Here is a 19,531-nt window from a genome sequence, read left to right as displayed (position 1 = left end):
CGCAGACTGGTATGCGCCAGCAATTCCAACGGAGCGACCGTTCTGGTAGGAGTGGCGATGAAAGCTGTCACCTGGCAAGGCAAACGCGACGTGCGCGTGGAGTCGGTGCCCGACCCGAAGATCGAACAGCCCACCGACGCCATCATCGAAGTCACGTCGACCAACATCTGCGGGTCCGACCTGCATCTCTACGAAGTTCTCGGGGCGTTCATGAAGCCGGGTGACATCCTGGGTCACGAGCCGATGTGGATCGTCCGCGAGACCGGACCGGAAACCGGCGATCTCCGCGTCGGCGACCGCGTCGTGATCCCGTTTCAGATCTCGTGCGGCAGCTGTCACATGTGCCACCAGCAGCTTTTCACCCAGTGCGAGACCACCCAGGTGCGTGAACAAGGAATGGGGGCAGCGCTTTTCGGCTACTCGGAACTCTACGGCGAAGTCCCCGGCGGCCAGGCCGAGCTGCTTCGTGTTCCGCAGGCGCAATTCACACACATCAAAGTGCCTGTGGGCCCGCCAGATTCGCGGTTTGTTTACCTCTCGGACGTGCTGCCGTCCGCCTGGCAGGCGGTGGCGTATGCCGACATCCCCGACGGCGGTACCGTCGCGGTCCTCGGGCTGGGGCCCATCGGCGACATGGTCGCCCGCATCGCCGACCATCTCGGCTACCGGGTCATCGCCGTCGACCTGGTGCCCGAGCGATTGGGACGCGCCGCCAAGCGCGGCATCCACACCATCGATTTGGGGCGGCTGGAGAATTCTCTCGGTGACGCGATCCGCGACCTGACCGATGGGCGCGGTCCGGACTCGGTGATCGACGCGGTGGGCATGGAAGCGCACGGTTCCCCGGTTGCCAAGTCCGCTCAACAGGCCACCGCGGTGTTGCCGGATGTCATTGCCAAGCGGATGCTGCAGACCGCGGGCGTGGACCGGCTGAACGCGCTGTACTCCGCGATCGACATCGTGCGGCGCGGCAGAACGATCTCTTTGGTCGGCGTCTACGGCGGCATGGCCGATCCGCTGCCGATGCTCACGCTCTTCGACAAACAGGTGACTCTGCGCATGGGGCAGGCCAACGTCAAGAGATGGGTCGACGACATCATGCCGTTGTTGACCGACGACGACCCGCTCGGTGTCGACTAGTTCGCCACCCACGTGTTGCCGCTCGACCAGGCTCCGCACGGCTACGACATCTTCCAGAAGAAGCAGGACGGCGCCGTAAAGGTTATGCTCAGGCCATGAGCGGGCGAAGGGCCAAGAGTCGCGAAATAGTAAGTCCCTTATGGCGTTTCGAATGATTGTTTGATTGCCGCATGTCCCGGGTATCAAGTGCGCCATGACCACAGCCGACGCGCCCGTTCCGACGCCCACCGGTGAACTGTGGCCCGGTAAGGCATACCCGCTGGGGGCCACCTACGACGGCGCGGGCACCAACTTCGCGCTGTTCAGTGAGGTGGCCGAACGGGTCGAACTGTGCTTGTTCGACGCCGACGGCGCCGAGACGCGGATCACCCTGCCCGAAGTCGACTATTTCGTTTGGCACGGCTACGTACCGGCCATCGAGCCCGGTCAGCGCTACGGCTACCGCGTCTACGGCCCGTACCAGCCCGCCGAAGGGCTGCGGTGCAATCCGAACAAATTGCTGTTGGACCCGTATTCGAAGGCCATCGACGGAACCTTCGACTGGAACCAGGCGCTGTTCAGCTACGACTTCAACGATCCCGACAGTCGCAACGACGAGGACTCCGCGCCGTCGATGCCCAAGTCCGTGGTGATCAACCCTTACTTCGACTGGGGTAACGATCGCCCCCCGAGCCACGAGTACGCCGACACGGTCATCTACGAGGCACACGTCAAGGGGCTGACGCAGACCCATCCCGACATTCCCGAACAGATCCGTGGCACCTACGGCGCGGTGGCGCACCCGGTGATCATCGAGCACCTCAAAAGCCTGGGCGTCACCGCGATCGAGCTGATGCCCGTGCACCACTTCGCCAACGACTCCACCCTGGTCGAGCGGGGTCTGTCGAATTACTGGGGCTACAACACGATTGGGTTTTTGGCCCCCGACTTCAAGTACTCCACCGGTTCGTCTCCCGGTGTCCAGGTGCAGGAGTTCAAGGCGATGGTGCGTGCGCTGCACGAGGCGGACATCGAGGTGATCCTCGACGTCGTCTACAACCACACCGCCGAGGGCAACCACCTGGGACCGACGTTGTCCATGCGGGGGATCGACAACGCCGCCTACTACCGGCTCGTCGACGACGACAAGCAGTACTACATGGACTACACCGGCACGGGCAACAGCCTCAACGTCGGGCATCCGCATTCGCTGCAGCTGATCATGGACTCGCTGCGCTACTGGGTGACCGAGATGCATGTCGACGGGTTCCGGTTCGACCTGGCGTCCACGCTGGCCCGCGAGTTCTACGACGTGGACAAACTTTCGACGTTTTTCGAACTCGTGCAACAGGATCCGACGGTCAGTCAGGTCAAGCTGATCGCCGAACCGTGGGACGTCGGGCCCGGCGGCTATCAGGTGGGCAATTTCCCGCCGCAGTGGACGGAGTGGAACGGCAAATACCGCGACACCGTCCGCGACTTCTGGCGCGGCGAGCCTTCCACGCTCGACGAGTTCGCCTACCGGCTGTCCGGCTCGGCCGACCTCTACGAGCACACCGGGCGCCGACCGGTGGCGTCGATCAACTTCGTCATCGCCCACGACGGGTTCACGCTGCGCGACCTGGTCTCCTACAACGAGAAGCACAACGAGGCCAACGGCGAGGACAACAACGACGGCGAGAGCCATAACCGGTCGTGGAACTGCGGCGCCGAAGGGCCGACCGACGACGCCGGTGTCAACGAACTGCGCGCTCGTCAGCAACGCAACTTCATCACCACTTTGCTGCTGTCGCAAGGGGTCCCGATGATCTGCCATGGCGACGAGCTCGGTCGCACGCAAAGTGGCAACAACAACGGCTACTGCCAGGACAGCGAGCTCACCTGGATCGACTGGGCCAATGCCGACACCGGCCTGCTGAAGTTCAACCGCATGGTGTCGACGCTACGCGCGAGCCACCCGGTGTTTCGCAGGCGGCGGTTCTTCAGCGGCAAGCCGGTGGGCCGCCGCGGCCGCGACGGCCTGCCCGATATCGCCTGGTTCGGCCCCGACGGCGACGAGATGACCGACAAGGACTGAGGCGCGAGTTTCGCGAAATCGGTCGCGGTCTTTCTCAACGGTCACGGCATCCCCGACCGCGATGCGCGGGGCCAGCGGGTGCTCGACGACTCGTTCCTGCTGTGTTTCAACGCGCACTACGAGGCACTCGAATTCACGCTTCCGCCAAAGGAATTCGGAGCCACGTGGAATCTGGTGGTGTACACCGGGCCGGAGGAGACCACGCCCGCAGATGAAGTTCCCGGCGGGGGCACGCTCACCGTGGAACCGCACACCGCCGTCGTGCTGCAGGAGCTGTCGGCCAACGAGTCCTGAGCCTCCCGGCCGAACAGCCGCCCGGCGGTTACCCGTGCCGTCCCTGCTAGATACGCTGTGCCTGCAGCGGGCACGTTACAGGAGAGGGCGAATATGTCACGGACAGTGGTGGTCGGCGCATCAAATGGTCTTGGGCGTTGTATCGGAATCGGGCTTGCCCAGCGCGGCGATCGGGTCGCGTTGCTGGCCCGCCGGTGTGCGCGCCTGGAAACGGCCGCCCAGGAGGCCGGGTCGGGCGCGATCGCCGTCGAGTGCGACATCACCGACCAGGCGTCGTGCCGGTCGGCCATCGGTGACGTCGCCGACGCGTTCGGCGGCATCGACAACGTGGTGTACACCCCCGCCATCAGCCCGCTGGTCCGCATGGTCGACACCGATGCCGAAACGTGGCGCCGCATCTTCGACACCAACGTGGTCGGGGCCTCGCTGGTAACCGCGGCGGCGATGACCCACCTGACCGAGTCGGCGGGCAAGGTGGTCTATCTGTCCTCCGACGCGGGCCCGTACGGTCCGGTGTGGCCGGGGCTGGGCGCCTACGGCGTCAGCAAGGCGGCCCTCGAACGACTCGTCGAGGCGTGGCGTGCCGAACACCTCGACGTCGGGTTCACCAACCTGATCGTCGGGGAGTGCGCCGGCGGCGAGGGTGAGGCGGCGACCGGGATGAACGCCGGCTGGGATATGGACCTCACCATGCAGGCCTATCCGCTCTGGGTCTCGCGCGGTTGCATGCCGGGCAAGTTGATGCCCGTCGAGGACCTGATCGACGTGGTCCACACGATCCTGCGCACCAACGCCTCGACGTCGATGCCGCTCGTGGTTGCCCGCGGCGCGCCGTCGAGCCCCGCCGCGTTCGCCGAGGCCAATCAGTCATAGCTCAACGACCGGCGACCTTCTCCCGCACCAGGTCGGTGACGAAGCGAATCGGCGACACCGGCCGGAACGCCAGGGCGGCCTCGGTGAGCGCGTCGCGGGATGCGATGGGCAGCTCGATATCGGCGGCGGCCACGTTGAACTCGAGCTGTTCGACGCTGGATGCACTCGGAATGGCGACGACGCCCGGGTAGCTGATCAGCCAGGCCAGCGCCACCTGCGCCGGCTTGGCGTCGACCTCGGTGGCGACGTCGCGCAACAACTGCAGCAACGGCTCGAGGCGGCGCAGGTTTTCCGTGCCGAACAGCGAGTTGATCGCGCGGATGCCGCCGGGCCGGTTGTCGACGTTGTACTTGCCGCCCAGCAGCCCCTGCTCCGGCGGGCTGTATGCGATCACGACGCGGTTCTCCCGCTCGGCGAACGGCACCAGGTTCTTGAGCGCCTTGGGAAAGGCGAGCGAGAAGTGGACTTGATTGCTGACGACCGGACGGCCGAGCGCGGCATCGGCCTTCTGCCAGCGCTCAAGCGAATAGTTTGAGACGCCCGCGGCGCCGATGTCACCGCTGTCGAGGAGGTCGCGCATGCCCGGCATGATCACCGTGTCGGGGACCACCGGGTTGGCCTGGTGGATCTGGTAGAGCGGGATGCGGTCGAGCTGCGGCGCCGCACGCTGGCCCGCTCGCGCTGCTTGATCACCGCCGGGAAGGGTGCGATCGGCATGATCTTGCTGGTCACCGCCACCTCGGTCCGCTCGTCACCGAGCGCCTCGCCGAGGATCCGCTCGCTTTTGCCCAGCCCGTACACCTCGGCGGTGTCGAACAGCGTCACACCCATCGCGCGAGCGCGTTGCACGATGTCGCGGGCGGCGCCGGCGGCGTACTCGTCCCCGTAACCCCATTCGCGTGAACCGAATTGCCAGGTGCCCAACCCGATCCGGCTGACTTGCCCCACTCCGTCGACGTCGAGATATTTCATGTGTTTCACCGTACTGCGGTAGGCACCGCACCGGGCGCCGAGCGTGGGCCCGACGTACGCCGAACCCCCTCGTCCATCGGCCCCACGCCGGCCACTTCGGCTAGTCGGGGATCTTGGTGAGGATGTAGTTGGCGATGCTGACGGCGGTTTGTCGGGCGCCGCCGGCGTCGGTGGTGCCGAGGTTGACGACGTACAGGTCGACGACGACGTTGGCTTTGGCCGCCGCCGCGCGGACAAAGCGCACCTTCAGGCCCTTGGGTGCCAGATCCATCGTGGTGATGCCATTGCCGGCATCGGCGGGTGGGCTGAGCGACAGCTGGTAGGTGGGCCCGCCGTGGGCGGTCAGTGTCACCGGCGCCCCACCGCACTCACGCCAGCCGTCGACCAACCCCGTCACTTGTGCCTGCGCGGTCGGCGAGTCCCGAAACGCCATGACCGCTTGGATGACCTGGATCGACTTCAACAGGGTTTGCGTGTCGGAGTACGCCTCCGCGCGGTAGCGCAGCATGGCCTTGAGGTCGTAGGCCTCCGGGGCGCCGGGCATCACGGCGCCCCAGCACTGCGGACGATCGATCGCCGCGTCCGTATCGCTTTTACCCGGCCGATCCCAGGTTGGGCCGGCCTCCAGGTTTTGGTCGTTGGTGAGGCTTTTCAGGGCCTCCAGTTTGGGCAGCAGCTCAATCACGTCGTCGGGTGCCACCTTCGGCGGCGGTTCGGTGCTGGTGCCGGGGGTGGCCGTGATAGCCGGCGCGGCGCTCTGGTGCGGCCGCGACACGGCCAGGGTGGACAGCGTGGCCCACGCCGCCACGGCGATGACGGTGAGGGTGATGAACGCATACGACAAGGACAACCCGACGAGTGCCCGGTCACGGCCGAGCTCGCCGGTGCGCCGGATCTGCGCCAGGCCGAGATGCCCGAGAATCGCTCCGACAGGGGCGAACACGAACGCGAACACCACCGACAGCGTCGCGAACGTGTTGACCGGCGGGGGCGGCGGCGGGGGTGGGGGCACGAAGACCGGCGGTGGGGCGTCGGGGGCGCGGCCCAACGGATCGTAGCTCAAGGATTCTGGGCTAAAGGGGCTAAAGGGGCTAAAGGGGCTAAAGGGATTGTGTCCGAACGGATCCTGAGGGTTCGTCTGGGCCTCCTTGGTCTGGGATCCTGCCCAGACTTTAGTACCGGGACCTAGGCCATTGGTAGTTTGCCGTCAGCTGCGCCGCCACACCAGCCTGGCGTAGCGCGGCACACCGTTGAGCACAATCGGTTCGGGCGGGCCGAGTTTCAGGTAGCGGTCCCGCAAGTGGGCCTTGCGGTATTGGATCCCCCCGATCCAGTTGGGCAGCAAGCTGACTTCGACATGATGGGCGATCAGGCCGTCGTCGACGACGGAGAACGGGCCGGCATAGCTCATGTATCCCCCGGCCGCGGCGGCCAGCTCGTCGTCAGGCGCGTGATGCGGATCGTCGCGGTCGAACGGCGTTCGGTCGGCGCGCATCAGCTGGGCTGACATGTAGCCGTCCGGAATGTACATGATGACGCCGCGGGCATCGACGCCCAGTGGGTAGGTCATGTCGGACCCGTCCAGCGCGCAGCTTTCGTACGACTCCAGGGTCCAGGCGCCAATCAGCTTGGTGCGCAACTCTTCTGCTGTCGTTGTCGTCATCGGGCCGGTGACCCCGCTGCCACCTCGGCGCTCGCGGTGAGGGCGGCGATGGCGGCGTCGAACGGCTCGGGGCTGCGCAGCACCCGGCCGAGTATCAGAGCCCCTTCCATGGCGGTGACGGCGTTCACGGCGAGTTGCCTGGCACCGTCTTGGGGTATGCCCTTCTCGGCCAGACGAGCCGCCAGCGTGGCGATCAGGTCGCCGAAGCCGCGCCGGGCCGTGTCGGAAAGCTGGACCGAGGCCGGGGTGGATTCGATGACGATGGGTGCGACGGCGCAGCCCTCGCGGTAGTCGCTGGCCATGAGTTCGTCGCGGAGGCGGCCGATGAACGCGGCGAGCAGCTCGGCCGCCGTGCCCGTGGTGCCCGCGGCCCGGTTGATGTGGGCGATGGTGTCGGCGGAATGCACGAGGGCCACCTCGGTGGCGAGTTCTTCCTTGCCGCCCGGGAAGTGAAAGTACAGCGATCCGCGCGGCGCCGAGCTCTCCGCGACGACGTCGGACAGTGCGGTGCCGAAGTAGCCGTGCTCGCGGAACAGCCGTCGGGCCGCCGCGATCATCCGGTCCTTGCTGTCACTCCTTTTTGGCATGTCGTCCATCATACATAGTTCTTGACTATATCCGATAATCAGCCTTACTGTGGTGTTTATATTAAGTAAGACGACCGACATAGAAAGATGGGAGAAGTTCATGACTGAGCTGGATCAGCCGGCCGGCGCGATACCGCCGGTGCATGCGCCGAACCGGGACTCGTCACCGGTGGCGCGCGAGATGGATGGCGACGTCGCGGTGCTCACCATGCAGCACGCCCCGCACAACTTCTTGGGACCGCACTGTTCGACGCGCTGCTCGACGGGATCCGCTGGGCGACCGAGCAACGAGCCCGCGCGATGCTGCTGCGCAGCAGCCTGTGCAATTTCTGCGCCGGCGCCGACGTCACCTTGTTCGACAGCGCCGAGCGTGGCGAGACCCCGGATCTTCCTGTTCTCGAACTGCTGCGCGCGTTCGACGCGCTCCCGATACCGATCGTCGCCGCCGTGCACGGTGTTTGCCTGGGCGGCGGTCTGGAGTTGGCGATGGCCTGTGATCTGATCGTGGCCAGCGAGTCGGCCAGGATCGGCAACATCGAGGCATCGCTCGGGTTGAACCCGTTGATGGGGGGTATTCAGCGGATCACCCAGCGTGCCGGCGCGGCGCGGGCCAAGGAGATGGCGCTGCTGGGCCGTCGCTATGACGCCCGCACGCTGGAACGGTGGAACATCATCAACCGCGTGGTCGCCGACGAACAACTCGCAGCGGTGACCACCGCGCTGGCCCAGGAGCTGGCCAACGGGCCGACCGTCGCCCATGCGTCCACCAAAGCCATTGTCTCGCACGCTATCTCGCACGGCGTATCGGAGATCGACGAGGCGATGTAAGAGTTGCAGAAGGACATCTGGAGATCCGAGGACCTGAGGATCGGGCTGGCCTCGCTGGCCGCCGAAGGTCCCGGCGCCGCGCGGTTCGGGGGGCGGTGACCATGACGCTCCCGCTCGACGGTGTCCGGGTGATCGACTTTACCCGGGTGTTGGCCGGTCCGCACTGCACCAAGCATCTACTCGACTTGGGCGCCGAGGTGATCAAAATCGAACCACCCCACGGCGACATCAGCCGCCTGGCGTTTCCGCGCCAGGACGAGATCAGCGGCTACTACGCGCAACAGAACGCGGGCAAGCGCAACTTGAGCATCGACCTCAACGTGCCCGACGCGCGCGACGCGGTGCTGCGGTTGTGCGATACCGCCGACATCATCGTCGAGAACTTCCGCCCGGGCGCGCTGGCGTCATTGGGCCTGGACTATCAGTCGGTGGCGGCGCGCAACCCCGCCGTCGTCTACGCCTCGATTAGCGGCTACGGACAGACGGGGCCGTGGCGAACACGCATGGCGTACGCGCCCACCGTGCAGGCCGAGGTCGGGTTCACCCAGAACACGTTGCGCCAGTTCGGGGTTGACGGTGTCGATCGCCGGTCGGACTCGTTGTCACACGGCGACATCTATGCGGGCCTGCATGCCGCCATCGCGGTCTTGGCGGCCTTGCAGCATCGGCGAATCACCGGCGAGGGACGCTACGTCGACGTTGCGATGGCGGCGGTCCTGACGTCGCTCAACGAGCGTGTGCACTATGACCTTTCGGACGTCGACCTCGGTGAGGAAACACCGATCCTGGGTGCCACCGACTGCGTGTTCTTCACCAGTCCCGAAGGCCACCAGTTCGTTTCGCCGATGAGCCTGGTGGGGAGCATGAGTTTCCCGTTCTACCTGCACGCGATGCGGCGCGCCGATCTCGGTGACGACCCGCGGTTCCGTACGCCGGAGCTACGCCGCCAGAACCTGGCAGCACTGCACGAGATCGTGCAGACCTGGATCTATACCTTCGATTCCATGGACTCGCTGGACGCGCAGTTCGACGAGGCCAAGATCGCCACCGGTCAACTGCGTGACATGGTCGAGTTCAGCGAAACCGACTGGGCCAAGGGCTGGGGCGTCACCCGCGAAGTGTCCGACCGGCACGGCGGCAGCATCACCATCCCCGCACCGCCCTGGCACTTCAGCGGCCACGACGACACCCTGAGCAGCCAACTGCCCGCCCGCCAGGGCGAGCACAACGAAGAAATCCTAAAAGAGATCGGGCTGACCGCAGACGAGATCGAGGCTTTGGTGCAATCCGGGGCGCTGATCGAACCCGCGCGGTCGGCATTCGTTTGAGCCGGCCGCTCACGGGTACGCCGCGGCGGTGAGCCTTCGCAGCCGGCTATCTCGAACGCTCAGACTCGGTGGGTACGTCGCGTTCGATCTGCCCAGGACGGTGACGGGCTTGGGTGTTTTGCTGCTGTCGGGTAATGCCGCGACGCACCTTTACGCTGCGCTCAGCCAGCCGGCGCCGCCCGGCTACTTCACGATCTACGCCACGGTGGTGGCAGTCGGCTGTGTGTTGCTCGCCGGCGTCCTCTACTTCGGACGCAATTCCCTGGTGGCCCACTCGGGTTGGCGTTTCGGCAGCTTGCTGTGTCTTGCCGTGCTCGGCGCCGACGTCGGCACCCGGATGGCGAGGCTGACCGGCATGACGGCGATCACCGGCCGGTGGGACTTCGCGCCGGCCACCTTCGCACTGGCCTTCGCCGGTGCCTTCGTCGCGCTGCACGCGACCGTGCTGCTGGGGATCAATGTCGCCTATCCGCAACGGCAGCACTGGACGGATTGATCGGTCGCGACATGACGACGCTCGACTACCCGGCCTGGCTTCGCGTCGACCATTGGCTCAATGTGCTATTCCTGACGCTGTTGCTGCGCAGCGGCATCGAAATCCTGTCCACCCATCCCAAGTTGTATTGGCACGACGATAGCAGGCCCGGGACCGAATGGGCACGGTTCACCCCGAAGAAGATGCCGAACGACAAGCTCTACGACACCCTCGACGAGGAAGAGGACTACAGTGCGCTGGTCGCCCTGCCCGGGCACAAGAAACTCGGCATGGGACGCCACTGGCACTTCGTCTCGGTGATCGGTTGGATTGCGGTCGGACTGTCCTACTACATCCTGCTGTTCGCCACGGGCCAATGACACCGGTATTGGCCCTACTCGTGGTCGATCTTCACCGAGCCTGGAATGACATCGTCACCTACGCGACGTTTAACCTGCCCCCGCTGCTGCCCGGCGAACCGTTGGACGCCATGCAGAAGCTCACCTACGCGGCTGTCGTTTTCCTGCTCGCCCCGTTCCAGATCCTCACCGGGGCGGCGCAGTCGCCGGCGATCGAGGCCAGATTCCCTTGGTTTGTAAGGCTTCTCGGTGGACGCCAAGGCGGCTGGACCGGGGTGGACCTGGCCGAGCTTGGCGACAACGATCCGTTGCGCTACAGCGAGACCGACGCCAACCGCTCGGCGCTGGCCTCGTTCACCACCGACGAGAGAACCTGGACGGCAAGGGAATTGGCCGAAGAGATCGGTATCGGCGGTCGCGGCCCGGTGCTGGTGGGCTCACCCACCGAGGTCGCCGACGAACTCGAGCGCTGGGTCGAGGAGGCCGATGTGGACGGTTTCAACATCGCCTACGTGACGACGCCGGGCACCTTCGTCGACTTCGCGAAACTGGTCGTGCCCGAGCTGCGTCGACGCGGCCGGCTGCCGGAGCACGTGGCACGCGGCACCCTGCGTGAACGGCTGGGCGGGGCCGGACCGCTATTGCCGGCTGACCATCCGGGCGCGGCTTACCGCCGCTGAACCTCCGCATCGTCGACGTCTGCTTTGACAAATGATCGATCATCGATCAAAGTCACCGGGAAAGGTCCGTCCCACTCGAGCCGAGGAACCGATGACAGCAACTGTTACGCCCCAGTCCACCCGCGCCTACGACGATTGGCGGCTGACGGATATCCCGCAGTATCGGGAAGGGATCAGCACCTACGAGTTCGTGCGCGCCACGCACGAGGCGGACTACCGCACGTACCAGGCCGAGGCCGTGGCCGGGCGTTCGTTCGGTTTCAACGGAATCGGTCGGCTCACCGAGGTTGCCCTGCACATCCCGACCAAGCACACGCTGCACGACCAGAGCTCCCAGTACAAGGAGAATCCCGCGTTTTTCCAAGGGCTCATGGGCGTGCCGGATCGTAATCCGGTCGACCTGACGGCATTTCAGCGCGAAACCGAAGAACTGTCAACGGCATTCGAGAACAACGGCATCACCGTGCACTGGATCGACTACCCGGAAGAGCCGTCCAATCCGTACGGGCCGCTGATGGGGCATGTGTTCCTGTCGTGGGGCTCGATCTGGCGCGGGGGCTCGGTGATCTCGCGTTTCGGATTCCTGCCCGGCATGGTCGGGGTCAGCGAGTACCTCGCCAAATGGGCATGGAACACACTGAACATCCCGCCGCTTGTCGCGATCACCGAAGGTGCCATGGAGCCGAGGGCGTGCAACATGATCGCCGAGGAGGTGTTGGTCACCTGCCTGTCGGCCTCATACGATCAGCGCGGAACCGACCAATTCGTCAATGCCATCTCCAAGGCCAGCGGCACCGACGAGTTCCACAATCTTCAACTGCGGCCCGCGGTGGAGAACTTCTTCAACCAAGCCACCGGCGCCTGCGCTCACCCGGACATCAACATCAACGCGATCGACGTCGGAAAATTGGTGGTCTCGCCGGCGGCACTTGACTGGGAAGCACGTACCTGGTTGCACGACAACAACTTCGAGCTGATCGAGGCCGACGCGCGGGAACAGCGCGACTTTCTCGCGCCCTGCAACGTGTTGTTGCTGGAACTCGGAAAGGTGATCGCACACGCGGACTGCCACGTGACGAACGCGAAGATCCGCGCTGCCGGCGTGGAGGTCATCGAGGTAACCGGCACCGAGATTCGCAAGGTATGCGGAGGCATCAAATGCCGCGTAATGCAGATCAACCGGGAGCCGGGCCCGACTCTTCAGGACGTTCGGAACCGGGTTTGGCGGTAGAGCCCTAGAGTTAAACGGTGTCCAACACTCCCGGCGCTCGCGCCGAAGTTCGTGGTCAGCCACTTCGCGAACAGATCTTGGGTGTGCTGCTCGACGGCCTGATCAGCGGTCGTTGGCAGCCCGGCGACCGGATCGTCGAACGGCAGGTCGCCGCCGAGCTGGACGTCAGCCAGGCGCCCGTGCGGGAGGCCCTGCGGGATCTGGAGGCGCTGCGCCTTGTCAGCTCGGTGCCGAACAAGGGCGCTCGGGTCCGCGACATCGGCCCGGATGATCTGTTGGAGATGTATCCGGTGCGAGCGGCGCTGGAAGGTTTCGCCGCCTCGGTCGCGGTCGACAAACTCGCCGGCGACGTGACCGCATTGCAGCGGCATGCCGACGAGCTTCGCGAGGCAGCGGAGCTGGGCGACATCGGCATGCAGGTTTGGGCCGGTGTCGCCTTTCACCGTGAGATCGTGGCCGCCGCGGGCAACCGGGTTCTGCTGGCGGTCTGGGAATCGCTCGGCATCGAGGTGTGGACGAATCTGTCGATCCGCTTGCTGCGCACCGAATTACATGCCAACGCCGACGACCACACCGCGATCGTGGAAGCTTTCGCGACACGCGATCCGAACGTCGAGGCGCTGGTCCGCGAGCACGTGCTGTCCTACTGTCACGGCAGCCCGACTCCCGTCGCCGTACGACGCGAAAAGGGTTACGGCGCAACCGTTAACCAGTCGGCGAATCCGGACGAGTCGTGACGGCCCAGCGCGCCGTGCTCGTAGAGGCCCCAGCCCTCGACCGGAGGCTTGTCGCCCTCGATGCAGACCGCGCGACCGACGTGGTCGATCACACCGAAGCCGGCGCGCCCGATGATCGCCGGGTCGGTCATGTCGTACGTCAAACGTTCGGCGAACTTTTCGCCCTTCCACATGCCGTGTATCCAGTCCGAATCGCCGCCGTAGCCGCCGCCGACGTGAATCGGTACCGGCAGCTTGGACTCCACGTCGAAGCGCACGGGGGAGCCGTCCGGGGTGGTCGCGTCGATCGTGGCGCCGGTCGGAATGCGGGTGCCCGACGTGTAGTGGATCTTGACCCGCGGCCAGCCCAGCTGCTCGACGCGACCGTCGCGCCAGATCCGGGTGCAGTCGTTGAGCGAGCGGAACCCGTTGGGCTCCTCCTGAATGATCAGCACGATGGCGAAGTCGTCGAAAGCCATTGGCACGTAGAGCCACCACATCCCTCGAACGGCGGATCGGCAGGCCGTCCGGCCGGTTCGGCCTCACCGATCGGTCGGATGCCCCAGGACCGATCGCGGCTGCCCAGCCAGGTGTTGGGGTCGACCGTGATCTCCTCGCCGTCGATCACGAGGTGTCCGCTCCAGGTGCCCAGTTGCGCGAACCGCTGGGCGTCCGGCGTGACCCGGTTGCCCGACCGCAGGATGTGCGGCTGTTCCTGGACGACGTCGAACAAATCCTTCCAGGTGAGATCGGCTGCGATGCCTTCGGTTTCGTCGAGGACGATGCGCAGCTTGTGTAGCGGTTCGATCACCTCGACGCGGTAGCCGTTGACGTGCTGGTTGAGCCGGTCTTGATCGATCGCGTCAGAAACGTGCACCGCGGTCTGCGAGTCTCCGCGCCGGACGAGCACGAAGGCATCCTTGACGCCGAGGTTGGGGTAGTAGCCGATGCCGCTGATGACGAAGATGTTTCCGGTGCGGTCGTAGGCGTTGAAGTAGGACCGGTCGTAGAAGTTGCGGTCCGAGGAACCGGGCCAGGCGACCGGCTGGGGAATCTGGTGTACCGGGTACTCGTCGAGCGGTCCGAGCATTACTGGTCCTCTCCGATAAGACGTTTCATCAACCCGGCGTGGTAGAACAGCGACTCGACATCGTCGGGTTTCTCGGTTTCGCCGAAGTGCACTCGCCGAGCGCCGGTGCGCATGAACACACACGCCCACATCACGCCGGAGTACACGTAGAACCAACGCAGGTCGCCCACCTCCACGCCGGACAGTCGCCGGTAGGTGGCGCGGACGTCCTTTTCGCGCATCACGTCGGGCAGTCCCGGCAATCCGGCAAGTCCGGTGAGCTCCTGGAACACCATGTGCGTAGATCATCCACGCGACGTCGAGCTCACGCGGGCCCAACGTCACCATCTCCCAGTCCAGTACCGCCACCGGCTGGAAGTGCGGTAGAGCACGTTGCCCACCCGGGCGTCACCCCACAGCAGCACGGGCTGACCCGCGTCCACTGCCGTCGGGCAATTGTCCTCCAGCCACGTGAAGCTGCGTTCCAACAGCGGAGACCGGCCGATGTCGGGCACCGCGAAGTCGTACCAGTCCCGCACCCCAGTTGTAGTGTCGGCGCAGCGCGGTCTCACCTTTACCCTCGGTGAGGAATCCAAATATGCCCTCCGCGTTGGGGATTGAGTGCAGCTTGGCAAGCACGCCGACGGTCGCATCCTGAAGTTCGCGCTGCCGCTCTTTGGCCGCATCGGCGAACCAGTTGTTGCCGAAGGTGTAGGGCATCACGTCGGGTGGCACCTCGCCGTCGACGTAGTCCATCACGAAAAACGGTGTGCCCAGCACTTCGCCGGAGGGCTCAAGCCAACGCACCGGCGGTACCGGGACGTCGGTGAGTTCGCCGACCTTGCGAATCACTTCGAATTGGTGATCAAGTCGGTAGGTGGGGAAGAGCTGTACGTCCTCGGCGCTGGGCGCTACACGCGTCACCAGCTTCTGCTCGACCGGCTGGCCGTCCTCCTGCCACCGCGCGGTCAGGATGATGGTCTTCGAGGACATGCCCGTCGAATCGATGCCGCTTTCGACCGTGACGTCGGGTTTCGCGCCGTCGGGCAGGACGGTGGACAGCCATTTCGACATCACCGCCGGCAGCGTCGTGACATCGCGGCTGAAGCGCTGCAGTCGGTCGACGTTGTCGAGCACAGGTTCATTGGCCACGGCGAGACCTTTCGCGGCAATTACGATACGGTAGGTCGCGTTATGAAAGCAGACCCGTCCGACCTTGACAAGGCCCCAGGTGCTGGGCGCCCCCGGGATCCGCGTATTGACTCTGCCATCCTCGCGGCCACCGCGGAACTGCTTGTGGAAATCGGCTATTCGAATCTCACCCTGGCCGCCGTAGCCGAGCAGGCCGGCACCACGAAATCGGCGTTGTATCGCCGGTGGTCGAGCAAGGCCGAACTGGTGCACGAAACGGCGTTCCCGACGGCGCCCAGCGCGCTGGAGACGCCGGCCGGTGACTTCGCCGCCGATCTGCGGATGATGATCGCGGCGGCGCGGGACGTCTTCACCAGCCCGGTGGTGCGTGCCGCGCTGCCCGGGCTGGTGGCGGATATGTCGGCCGATCCCGAACTCAACGCCCGGGTGATGTCGCGTTTCACCGACCTGTTCGCGGCGGTCCAGGTGCGGCTGCGCGAGGCCGTCGACCGAGGTGAAGCGCATCCTGACGTCGACCCGGACCGGTTGATCGAGCTGATCGGGGGAGCGACCATGCTGCGGATGCTGCTGCGCCCGGACGAGAAGCTGGACGAGGCGTGGGTGGACCAGATCACCGCCATCGTCGTGCACGGGGTGACGCGATGACGCGACGACTCGCGGGGCGTTCGGTGATCGTCACCGGCGGCTGCCGCGGGCTGGGCCGGGCGATCGCGCTGGCGCTTGCCGCCGAGGGCGCAACGGTGGCGGTGGCCGGGCGCACCGAGCAGGTGTGGGATGACCGGCTGCCGGGCACCATCGGCGAGACCGTGGCCGCCATCGCGGCGGTCGGCGGGCGCGCGGCGGCTGTCCGTGCCGATCTGACCGACCGAGAAGACGTCGCCCGGCTGGTGACTGAAGCGCGAGATGCGTTGGGGTCCATCACAATTCTGGTAAACAACGCGGCCTTCACCGCGCCGGGGCGCCCGCCGGTGCCCGGTGGGCCGCCGCGGGTGGAGCCCGCCAAACCGGCCGGCGCCGCCAAACCCGGTTGGCCGGGGTTCGTCAGCACGCCGTTGTCCGCTTTTCGCCGCCATTTCGACATCGCGGTGTTTGCGACCTACGAGCTGATGCAGCTGGTGTCGCCGGACATGATCACCGCCGGTGGTAACTCCGTCATCAACATCACTTCGGCGGCGTCGCGGTTACCCGGCGACGGACCCTATCCCGATCGCAGCGGTGGTGTCTTACCTGGTTACGGAGGCTCCAAGGCCGCACTCGAGCATCTGACCCAGTGCGCGGCGTTCGATCTGGCCGATCACAACATCGCCGTCAACGCGCTGGCACCGTCGAAGCCGATCATGACGCCCGGCCTGTCGTATTACGCCACGGCCTTCGGCGACACCGCAACCGAAGATGAATTCGTGTTGGCGGCAGTGCAATTGGCGCTCGTTGACCCCGCGACGGTCACCGGGCGGACCATCGGCCACCACGAGGTTCTCGACGGCAGCTTCCGGCCCTTCGATCCTGTCTAGAACAACGCCCGCTCGCGAGCTGGGGGCACCTCCCGCTCGCGGGGGAATACGCACTGCGAAATAGCTGGCTCGATTTCGCAGTGCGCTTACGTTCGCGGGATACCGGCGAACCCTGGTCACACGACGGCCTGACGTGCAAGTATGGATCAGGCCTGTGCCGCAACGGCATAGGAAAACCGGCGAGTGGTGTGGCCAGAAGCCCGATAAGCCGACAGGGCGCGTCGTTGCGCTCATCGTGCTGTTGATCGTCGTTGCCGCTGCCCTGCGCGGATACCTCCCGGCTCGCGGTGGTGCGACACACGCCGAAGGTAGTGGCCGCGCGGCGCTGGTGTTCGTCGTCGTTCTGCTGGGTGCGGCAATCGCCTTGCTCGCGGTCGCGGTCATCGCGCGACTACGCGATCCACGCGCGATGGCGCCGAGAACGGGCGATATCTCCGGGATGCTCGGCACCGGCCGCGGCCGACCGAGTTGGCGCGTGTTGTTGATCGGGCTCGCGGTGATTGGCGCGTGGCTGTTGATCGCGATGCTGCTGTCCCGCTGGTGGGTGCCGCATGGGGTGCCGCCCATGCAGCAGGATGCCGGCGCACCGCCCCAGCCGGCCGCGCCTGCGCCGCCACAGCACCGGCCTGCGCACCACGACCGCGGCGACATGCTGGGCATCCTGCTGGGCGCCACGGTTCCGATGATGCTGCTGATCGTCGTCGCGTCGTTTATCATGTCGCGGCGGCGATTCCGCGCCGCGGTGCTGCACGCCGTTGCCGAGGATGACGCCGAATATGCGCCGCCGGCAGCCCGTTCGGAATCCCTGGTGCGGGCCGCCGAACTGGGATTGGCCGAAATGGCGGACCCGAGTCGCGAACCGCGCGAGGCGATCATCGTGTGCTACGCCGCGATGGAACGTGAGCTCGCGCGGGTTCCCGGAGCCGCCCCGCAGGAGTTCGACACCCCGACCGAGGTATTGGCCCGCGCGGTGGAACGCCATGCGCTGCATATCGATAACGCCGTTCAACTGGTGAACCTGTTCGAGGAGGCGCGGTTCAGTCCTCATGTGATGAGCGAGGGTCATCGCGACGCGGCGGTCGGGGTGCTGCAGCTGGTTCTTGCCGAGCTACGGAGTGCGGTATGAAAAGGCTGATAGCTCTGGGTGTTTGCTTCATCGTAGGGTCGGAGCTGCTGGTGCTGATCGTGCGGGAGCGGTCCGTGGTGTCTGTGGTCTCAGGGGTCGCCCTGGCGCTGGTACTGCTCGACGTTCGTCGGCTGCTGGGACACGGGGGAGAACTCGCGGCTGACCCGGATCGACGATCTCGGTGATTCGTTGCGCCGCTGGCTTGCCACCACCGAGACGACGATTCGCTGGTCGGAGTCCACGCGCGCGGACTGGGATCGACATCTGCGTGCGATGCTCGCTCGCCGGTACGAAATGGCGACCGGCCAGCGACTTGCCAAGAACCGGCGGCGTTTCAATCGACCGGGCGCATGCTGTTCGGCGCCGAGCTGTGGGAATGGGTAAATCCCAACAATATCAGGCGTGTTGTTGATCACCAGCCCGGCCCCGGCCGGGCCGTGTTCGAAGAGATTTTCCGGAGGTTGGAGCAGGTATGACAGGGGGCGCCACGATGCCGGCCGCGATGCCCGCCAGTACCACTACCGCACACTACGAGGCGGTGCTCGACGAAATCGAACGCGTGGTGGTGGGCAAACGTTCGGCGCTGACCCTCATCCTCACCGCGGTGCCGGCACGTGGCCACGTACTCATCGAAGACCTGCCGGGACTGGGCAAGACGCTGATCGCGAGATCCTTTGCGGCCGCGCTGGGTCTGCGGTTCACCCGGGTGCAGTTCACACCGGACCTGTTGCCGGCGGACCTGCTCGGTTCGACGATCTACGACATGCAGTCGGGGCGTTTCGCGTTCCGCGCCGGCCCGACCTTCACCAACCTGCTGCTTGCCGACGAGATCAACCGCACCCCACCCAAGACCCAGGCCGCACTGCTCGAGGCGATGGCCGAGGGCCAGATCAGTATCGACGGCGAAACACACAAGCTGCCAACACCATTCATCGTTCTGGCGACCGACAACCCGATCGAATACGAGGGCACCTACCCGTTGCCGGAGGCGCAGCTGGATCGATTCGCGATGCGGTTGGAGCTGCGCTATCTGTCCGAACGCGACGAGACGGCCATGCTGCGTCGCCGTCTCGATCGTGTCTCAGCCGAGCCGACGGTCAATCAGATCGTCGAAGCCCAGGATCTGCTGGCGATGCGCGAATCCGTCGAGCGGGTGACGGTGCACGAGGATGTCCTGCACTACGTGGTGTCACTGGCCACCGCCACCCGGCGCCATCCGCAGGTCGCCGTCGGTGCCAGCCCGCGTGCCGAACTCGACCTGGTTCAACTCGCCCGCGCTCGTGCGCTGCTGCTCGGCCGCGACTATGTGATCCCGGAAGACGTCAAGGCTCTGGCCATCGCGGCGGTCGTGCACCGGATCACGCTGCGCCCGGAGATGTGGGTGCGCAAGATTCAGGGCGCCGACGTCGTCGGCGAACTGTTGCGGCGCTTGCCGGTGCCTCGCGCCAACGAGGGCACCAAATGAGCCCGC

Annotated in this window: 14 protein-coding genes and 8 pseudogenes; 15 read left to right on the top strand and 7 right to left on the bottom strand. The window is 65.8% G+C overall.

The genetic code is table 11. The annotated features are described in order from the left end of the window. Positions 1 to 57: 57 nt before the first annotated feature. The 3 genes and pseudogenes from T428_RS25910 to T428_RS0105620 all read left to right on the top strand — a co-directional run bounded on the left by T428_RS25910 (position 58) and on the right by T428_RS0105620 (position 4,363). Positions 58 to 1,239, top strand: a pseudogene (locus T428_RS25910) (zinc-dependent alcohol dehydrogenase). Positions 1,240 to 1,333: 94 nt separating this feature from the next. Beyond that, a pseudogene (gene glgX / locus T428_RS25905) lies at positions 1,334 to 3,490 on the top strand (glycogen debranching protein GlgX). A gap of 105 nt (positions 3,491 to 3,595) precedes the next feature. Further along, on the top strand, positions 3,596 to 4,363 hold the full coding sequence (locus T428_RS0105620) for an SDR family oxidoreductase (RefSeq protein ID WP_025735699.1): 768 nt from the start codon (positions 3,596 to 3,598) through the stop codon (positions 4,361 to 4,363). A gap of 1 nt (position 4,364) precedes the next feature. On the opposite strand, the pseudogene T428_RS25900 reads toward T428_RS0105620, so the two are convergent. The 5 genes and pseudogenes from T428_RS25900 to T428_RS33475 form a co-directional block, all read right to left on the bottom strand. After that, positions 4,365 to 5,335 (bottom strand): annotated as a pseudogene (locus tag T428_RS25900) (aldo/keto reductase). Between the two features lie 100 nt (positions 5,336 to 5,435). After that, positions 5,436 to 6,398 (bottom strand): sensor domain-containing protein, encoded by a 963-nt coding sequence (locus T428_RS25895; RefSeq protein WP_051465135.1) that lies wholly within the window; start codon positions 6,396 to 6,398, stop codon positions 5,436 to 5,438. A gap of 144 nt (positions 6,399 to 6,542) precedes the next feature. Then, positions 6,543 to 6,998 (bottom strand): lipocalin-like domain-containing protein, encoded by a 456-nt coding sequence (locus tag T428_RS25890; protein WP_036467214.1) that lies wholly within the window; start codon positions 6,996 to 6,998, stop codon positions 6,543 to 6,545. Continuing rightward, entirely contained in the window at positions 6,995 to 7,585 is a 591-nt protein-coding gene (locus tag T428_RS0105600) for a TetR/AcrR family transcriptional regulator (protein ID WP_025735698.1), read from the bottom strand. The genes T428_RS25890 and T428_RS0105600 overlap by 4 nt, the downstream gene beginning before the upstream one ends. A 114-nt stretch (positions 7,586 to 7,699) precedes the next feature. Continuing rightward, complete coding sequence (locus tag T428_RS33475; protein WP_211243895.1) at positions 7,700 to 7,873, bottom strand: hypothetical protein; 174 nt, start codon at positions 7,871 to 7,873, stop codon at positions 7,700 to 7,702. A 12-nt stretch (positions 7,874 to 7,885) separates the two neighbouring features. On the opposite strand from T428_RS33475, the gene T428_RS25885 reads away from it, so the two are divergent. The 7 genes and pseudogenes from T428_RS25885 to T428_RS0105565 all read left to right on the top strand — a co-directional run bounded on the left by T428_RS25885 (position 7,886) and on the right by T428_RS0105565 (position 13,223). Next, on the top strand, positions 7,886 to 8,413 hold the full coding sequence (locus T428_RS25885) for an enoyl-CoA hydratase/isomerase family protein (protein ID WP_211243894.1): 528 nt from the start codon (positions 7,886 to 7,888) through the stop codon (positions 8,411 to 8,413). Between the two features lie 101 nt (positions 8,414 to 8,514). Further along, positions 8,515 to 9,741 carry a CaiB/BaiF CoA transferase family protein gene (locus T428_RS0105590; protein ID WP_025735697.1) on the top strand — a complete coding sequence of 409 codons (1,227 nt, stop codon included), beginning with the start codon at positions 8,515 to 8,517 and terminating at the stop codon, positions 9,739 to 9,741. A 28-nt stretch (positions 9,742 to 9,769) separates the two neighbouring features. Next, positions 9,770 to 10,237, top strand: coding sequence for a hypothetical protein (locus tag T428_RS0105585; RefSeq protein ID WP_025735696.1), 468 nt, complete (start codon positions 9,770 to 9,772; stop codon positions 10,235 to 10,237). Between the two features lie 11 nt (positions 10,238 to 10,248). Beyond that, positions 10,249 to 10,835, top strand: a pseudogene (locus T428_RS33470) (cytochrome b/b6 domain-containing protein); the annotation flags it as partial. Continuing rightward, a pseudogene (locus tag T428_RS33465) lies at positions 10,836 to 11,255 on the top strand (5,10-methylene tetrahydromethanopterin reductase); the annotation flags it as partial. Between the two features lie 91 nt (positions 11,256 to 11,346). Beyond that, positions 11,347 to 12,486 carry a 2-nitroimidazole nitrohydrolase gene (gene nnhA, locus T428_RS0105570; RefSeq protein ID WP_169733618.1) on the top strand — a complete coding sequence of 380 codons (1,140 nt, stop codon included), beginning with the start codon at positions 11,347 to 11,349 and terminating at the stop codon, positions 12,484 to 12,486. A gap of 17 nt (positions 12,487 to 12,503) precedes the next feature. Then, positions 12,504 to 13,223, top strand: coding sequence for a GntR family transcriptional regulator (locus tag T428_RS0105565; RefSeq protein ID WP_025735692.1), 720 nt, complete (start codon positions 12,504 to 12,506; stop codon positions 13,221 to 13,223). On the opposite strand, the pseudogene T428_RS25875 reads toward T428_RS0105565, so the two are convergent. Next, positions 13,178 to 14,292 (bottom strand): annotated as a pseudogene (locus T428_RS25875) (Rv3169 family protein). The gene T428_RS0105565 and the pseudogene T428_RS25875 sit on opposite strands and share 46 nt — an antisense overlap. Beyond that, positions 14,292 to 15,423 (bottom strand): annotated as a pseudogene (locus T428_RS25870) (phosphotransferase family protein). Before T428_RS25870 ends, T428_RS25875 begins: the two co-directional pseudogenes overlap by 1 nt. Positions 15,424 to 15,465: 42 nt before the next feature. Here T428_RS25870 and T428_RS0105550 point away from each other — a divergent pair. The 5 genes and pseudogenes from T428_RS0105550 (at position 15,466) to T428_RS0105525 (ending at position 19,525) form a co-directional block, all read left to right on the top strand. Then, positions 15,466 to 16,068 carry a TetR/AcrR family transcriptional regulator gene (locus T428_RS0105550; protein ID WP_025735691.1) on the top strand — a complete coding sequence of 201 codons (603 nt, stop codon included), beginning with the start codon at positions 15,466 to 15,468 and terminating at the stop codon, positions 16,066 to 16,068. Beyond that, positions 16,065 to 16,934: an SDR family NAD(P)-dependent oxidoreductase gene (locus T428_RS0105545; RefSeq protein ID WP_025735690.1), complete on the top strand. Its 870-nt coding sequence runs from the start codon at positions 16,065 to 16,067 to the stop codon at positions 16,932 to 16,934. Before T428_RS0105550 ends, T428_RS0105545 begins: the two co-directional genes overlap by 4 nt. 235 nt (positions 16,935 to 17,169) lie before the next feature. Further along, positions 17,170 to 18,060: a DUF4129 domain-containing protein gene (locus T428_RS0105540; protein WP_245604802.1), complete on the top strand. Its 891-nt coding sequence runs from the start codon at positions 17,170 to 17,172 to the stop codon at positions 18,058 to 18,060. After that, a pseudogene (locus T428_RS34085) lies at positions 18,057 to 18,536 on the top strand (hypothetical protein). Before T428_RS0105540 ends, T428_RS34085 begins: the two are co-directional and overlap by 4 nt. A 26-nt stretch (positions 18,537 to 18,562) precedes the next feature. Continuing rightward, entirely contained in the window at positions 18,563 to 19,525 is a 963-nt protein-coding gene (locus T428_RS0105525) for an AAA family ATPase (RefSeq protein WP_025735688.1), read from the top strand. The last annotated feature ends 6 nt before the right edge of the window (positions 19,526 to 19,531 follow it).

Origin of the sequence: Mycobacterium genavense ATCC 51234 (assembly GCF_000526915.1) — a bacterium.
Taxonomy (GTDB): Bacteria; Actinomycetota; Actinomycetes; order Mycobacteriales; family Mycobacteriaceae; genus Mycobacterium; species Mycobacterium genavense.
The sequence above is the reverse complement of the archived record's forward strand: the minus strand, read 5'-3'. Positions and strand labels throughout refer to the sequence as shown.

What these genes read in the sequence shown, in the direction of transcription:
- T428_RS25890 (WP_036467214.1), bottom strand. Translation starts at nt 6,998, where the DNA reads ATGACGACAACGACAGCAGAAGAGTTGCGCACCAAGCTGATTGGCGCC.
- T428_RS0105600 (WP_025735698.1), bottom strand. Translation starts at nt 7,585, where the DNA reads ATGCCAAAAAGGAGTGACAGCAAGGACCGGATGATCGCGGCGGCCCGA.
- T428_RS25885 (WP_211243894.1), top strand. Translation starts at nt 7,886, where the DNA reads ATGCTGCTGCGCAGCAGCCTGTGCAATTTCTGCGCCGGCGCCGACGTC.
- T428_RS0105590 (WP_025735697.1), top strand. Translation starts at nt 8,515, where the DNA reads ATGACGCTCCCGCTCGACGGTGTCCGGGTGATCGACTTTACCCGGGTG.
- nnhA (WP_169733618.1), top strand. Translation starts at nt 11,347, where the DNA reads ATGACAGCAACTGTTACGCCCCAGTCCACCCGCGCCTACGACGATTGG.
- T428_RS0105550 (WP_025735691.1), top strand. Translation starts at nt 15,466, where the DNA reads ATGAAAGCAGACCCGTCCGACCTTGACAAGGCCCCAGGTGCTGGGCGC.
- T428_RS0105545 (WP_025735690.1), top strand. Translation starts at nt 16,065, where the DNA reads ATGACGCGACGACTCGCGGGGCGTTCGGTGATCGTCACCGGCGGCTGC.
- T428_RS0105525 (WP_025735688.1), top strand. Translation starts at nt 18,563, where the DNA reads ATGCCCGCCAGTACCACTACCGCACACTACGAGGCGGTGCTCGACGAA.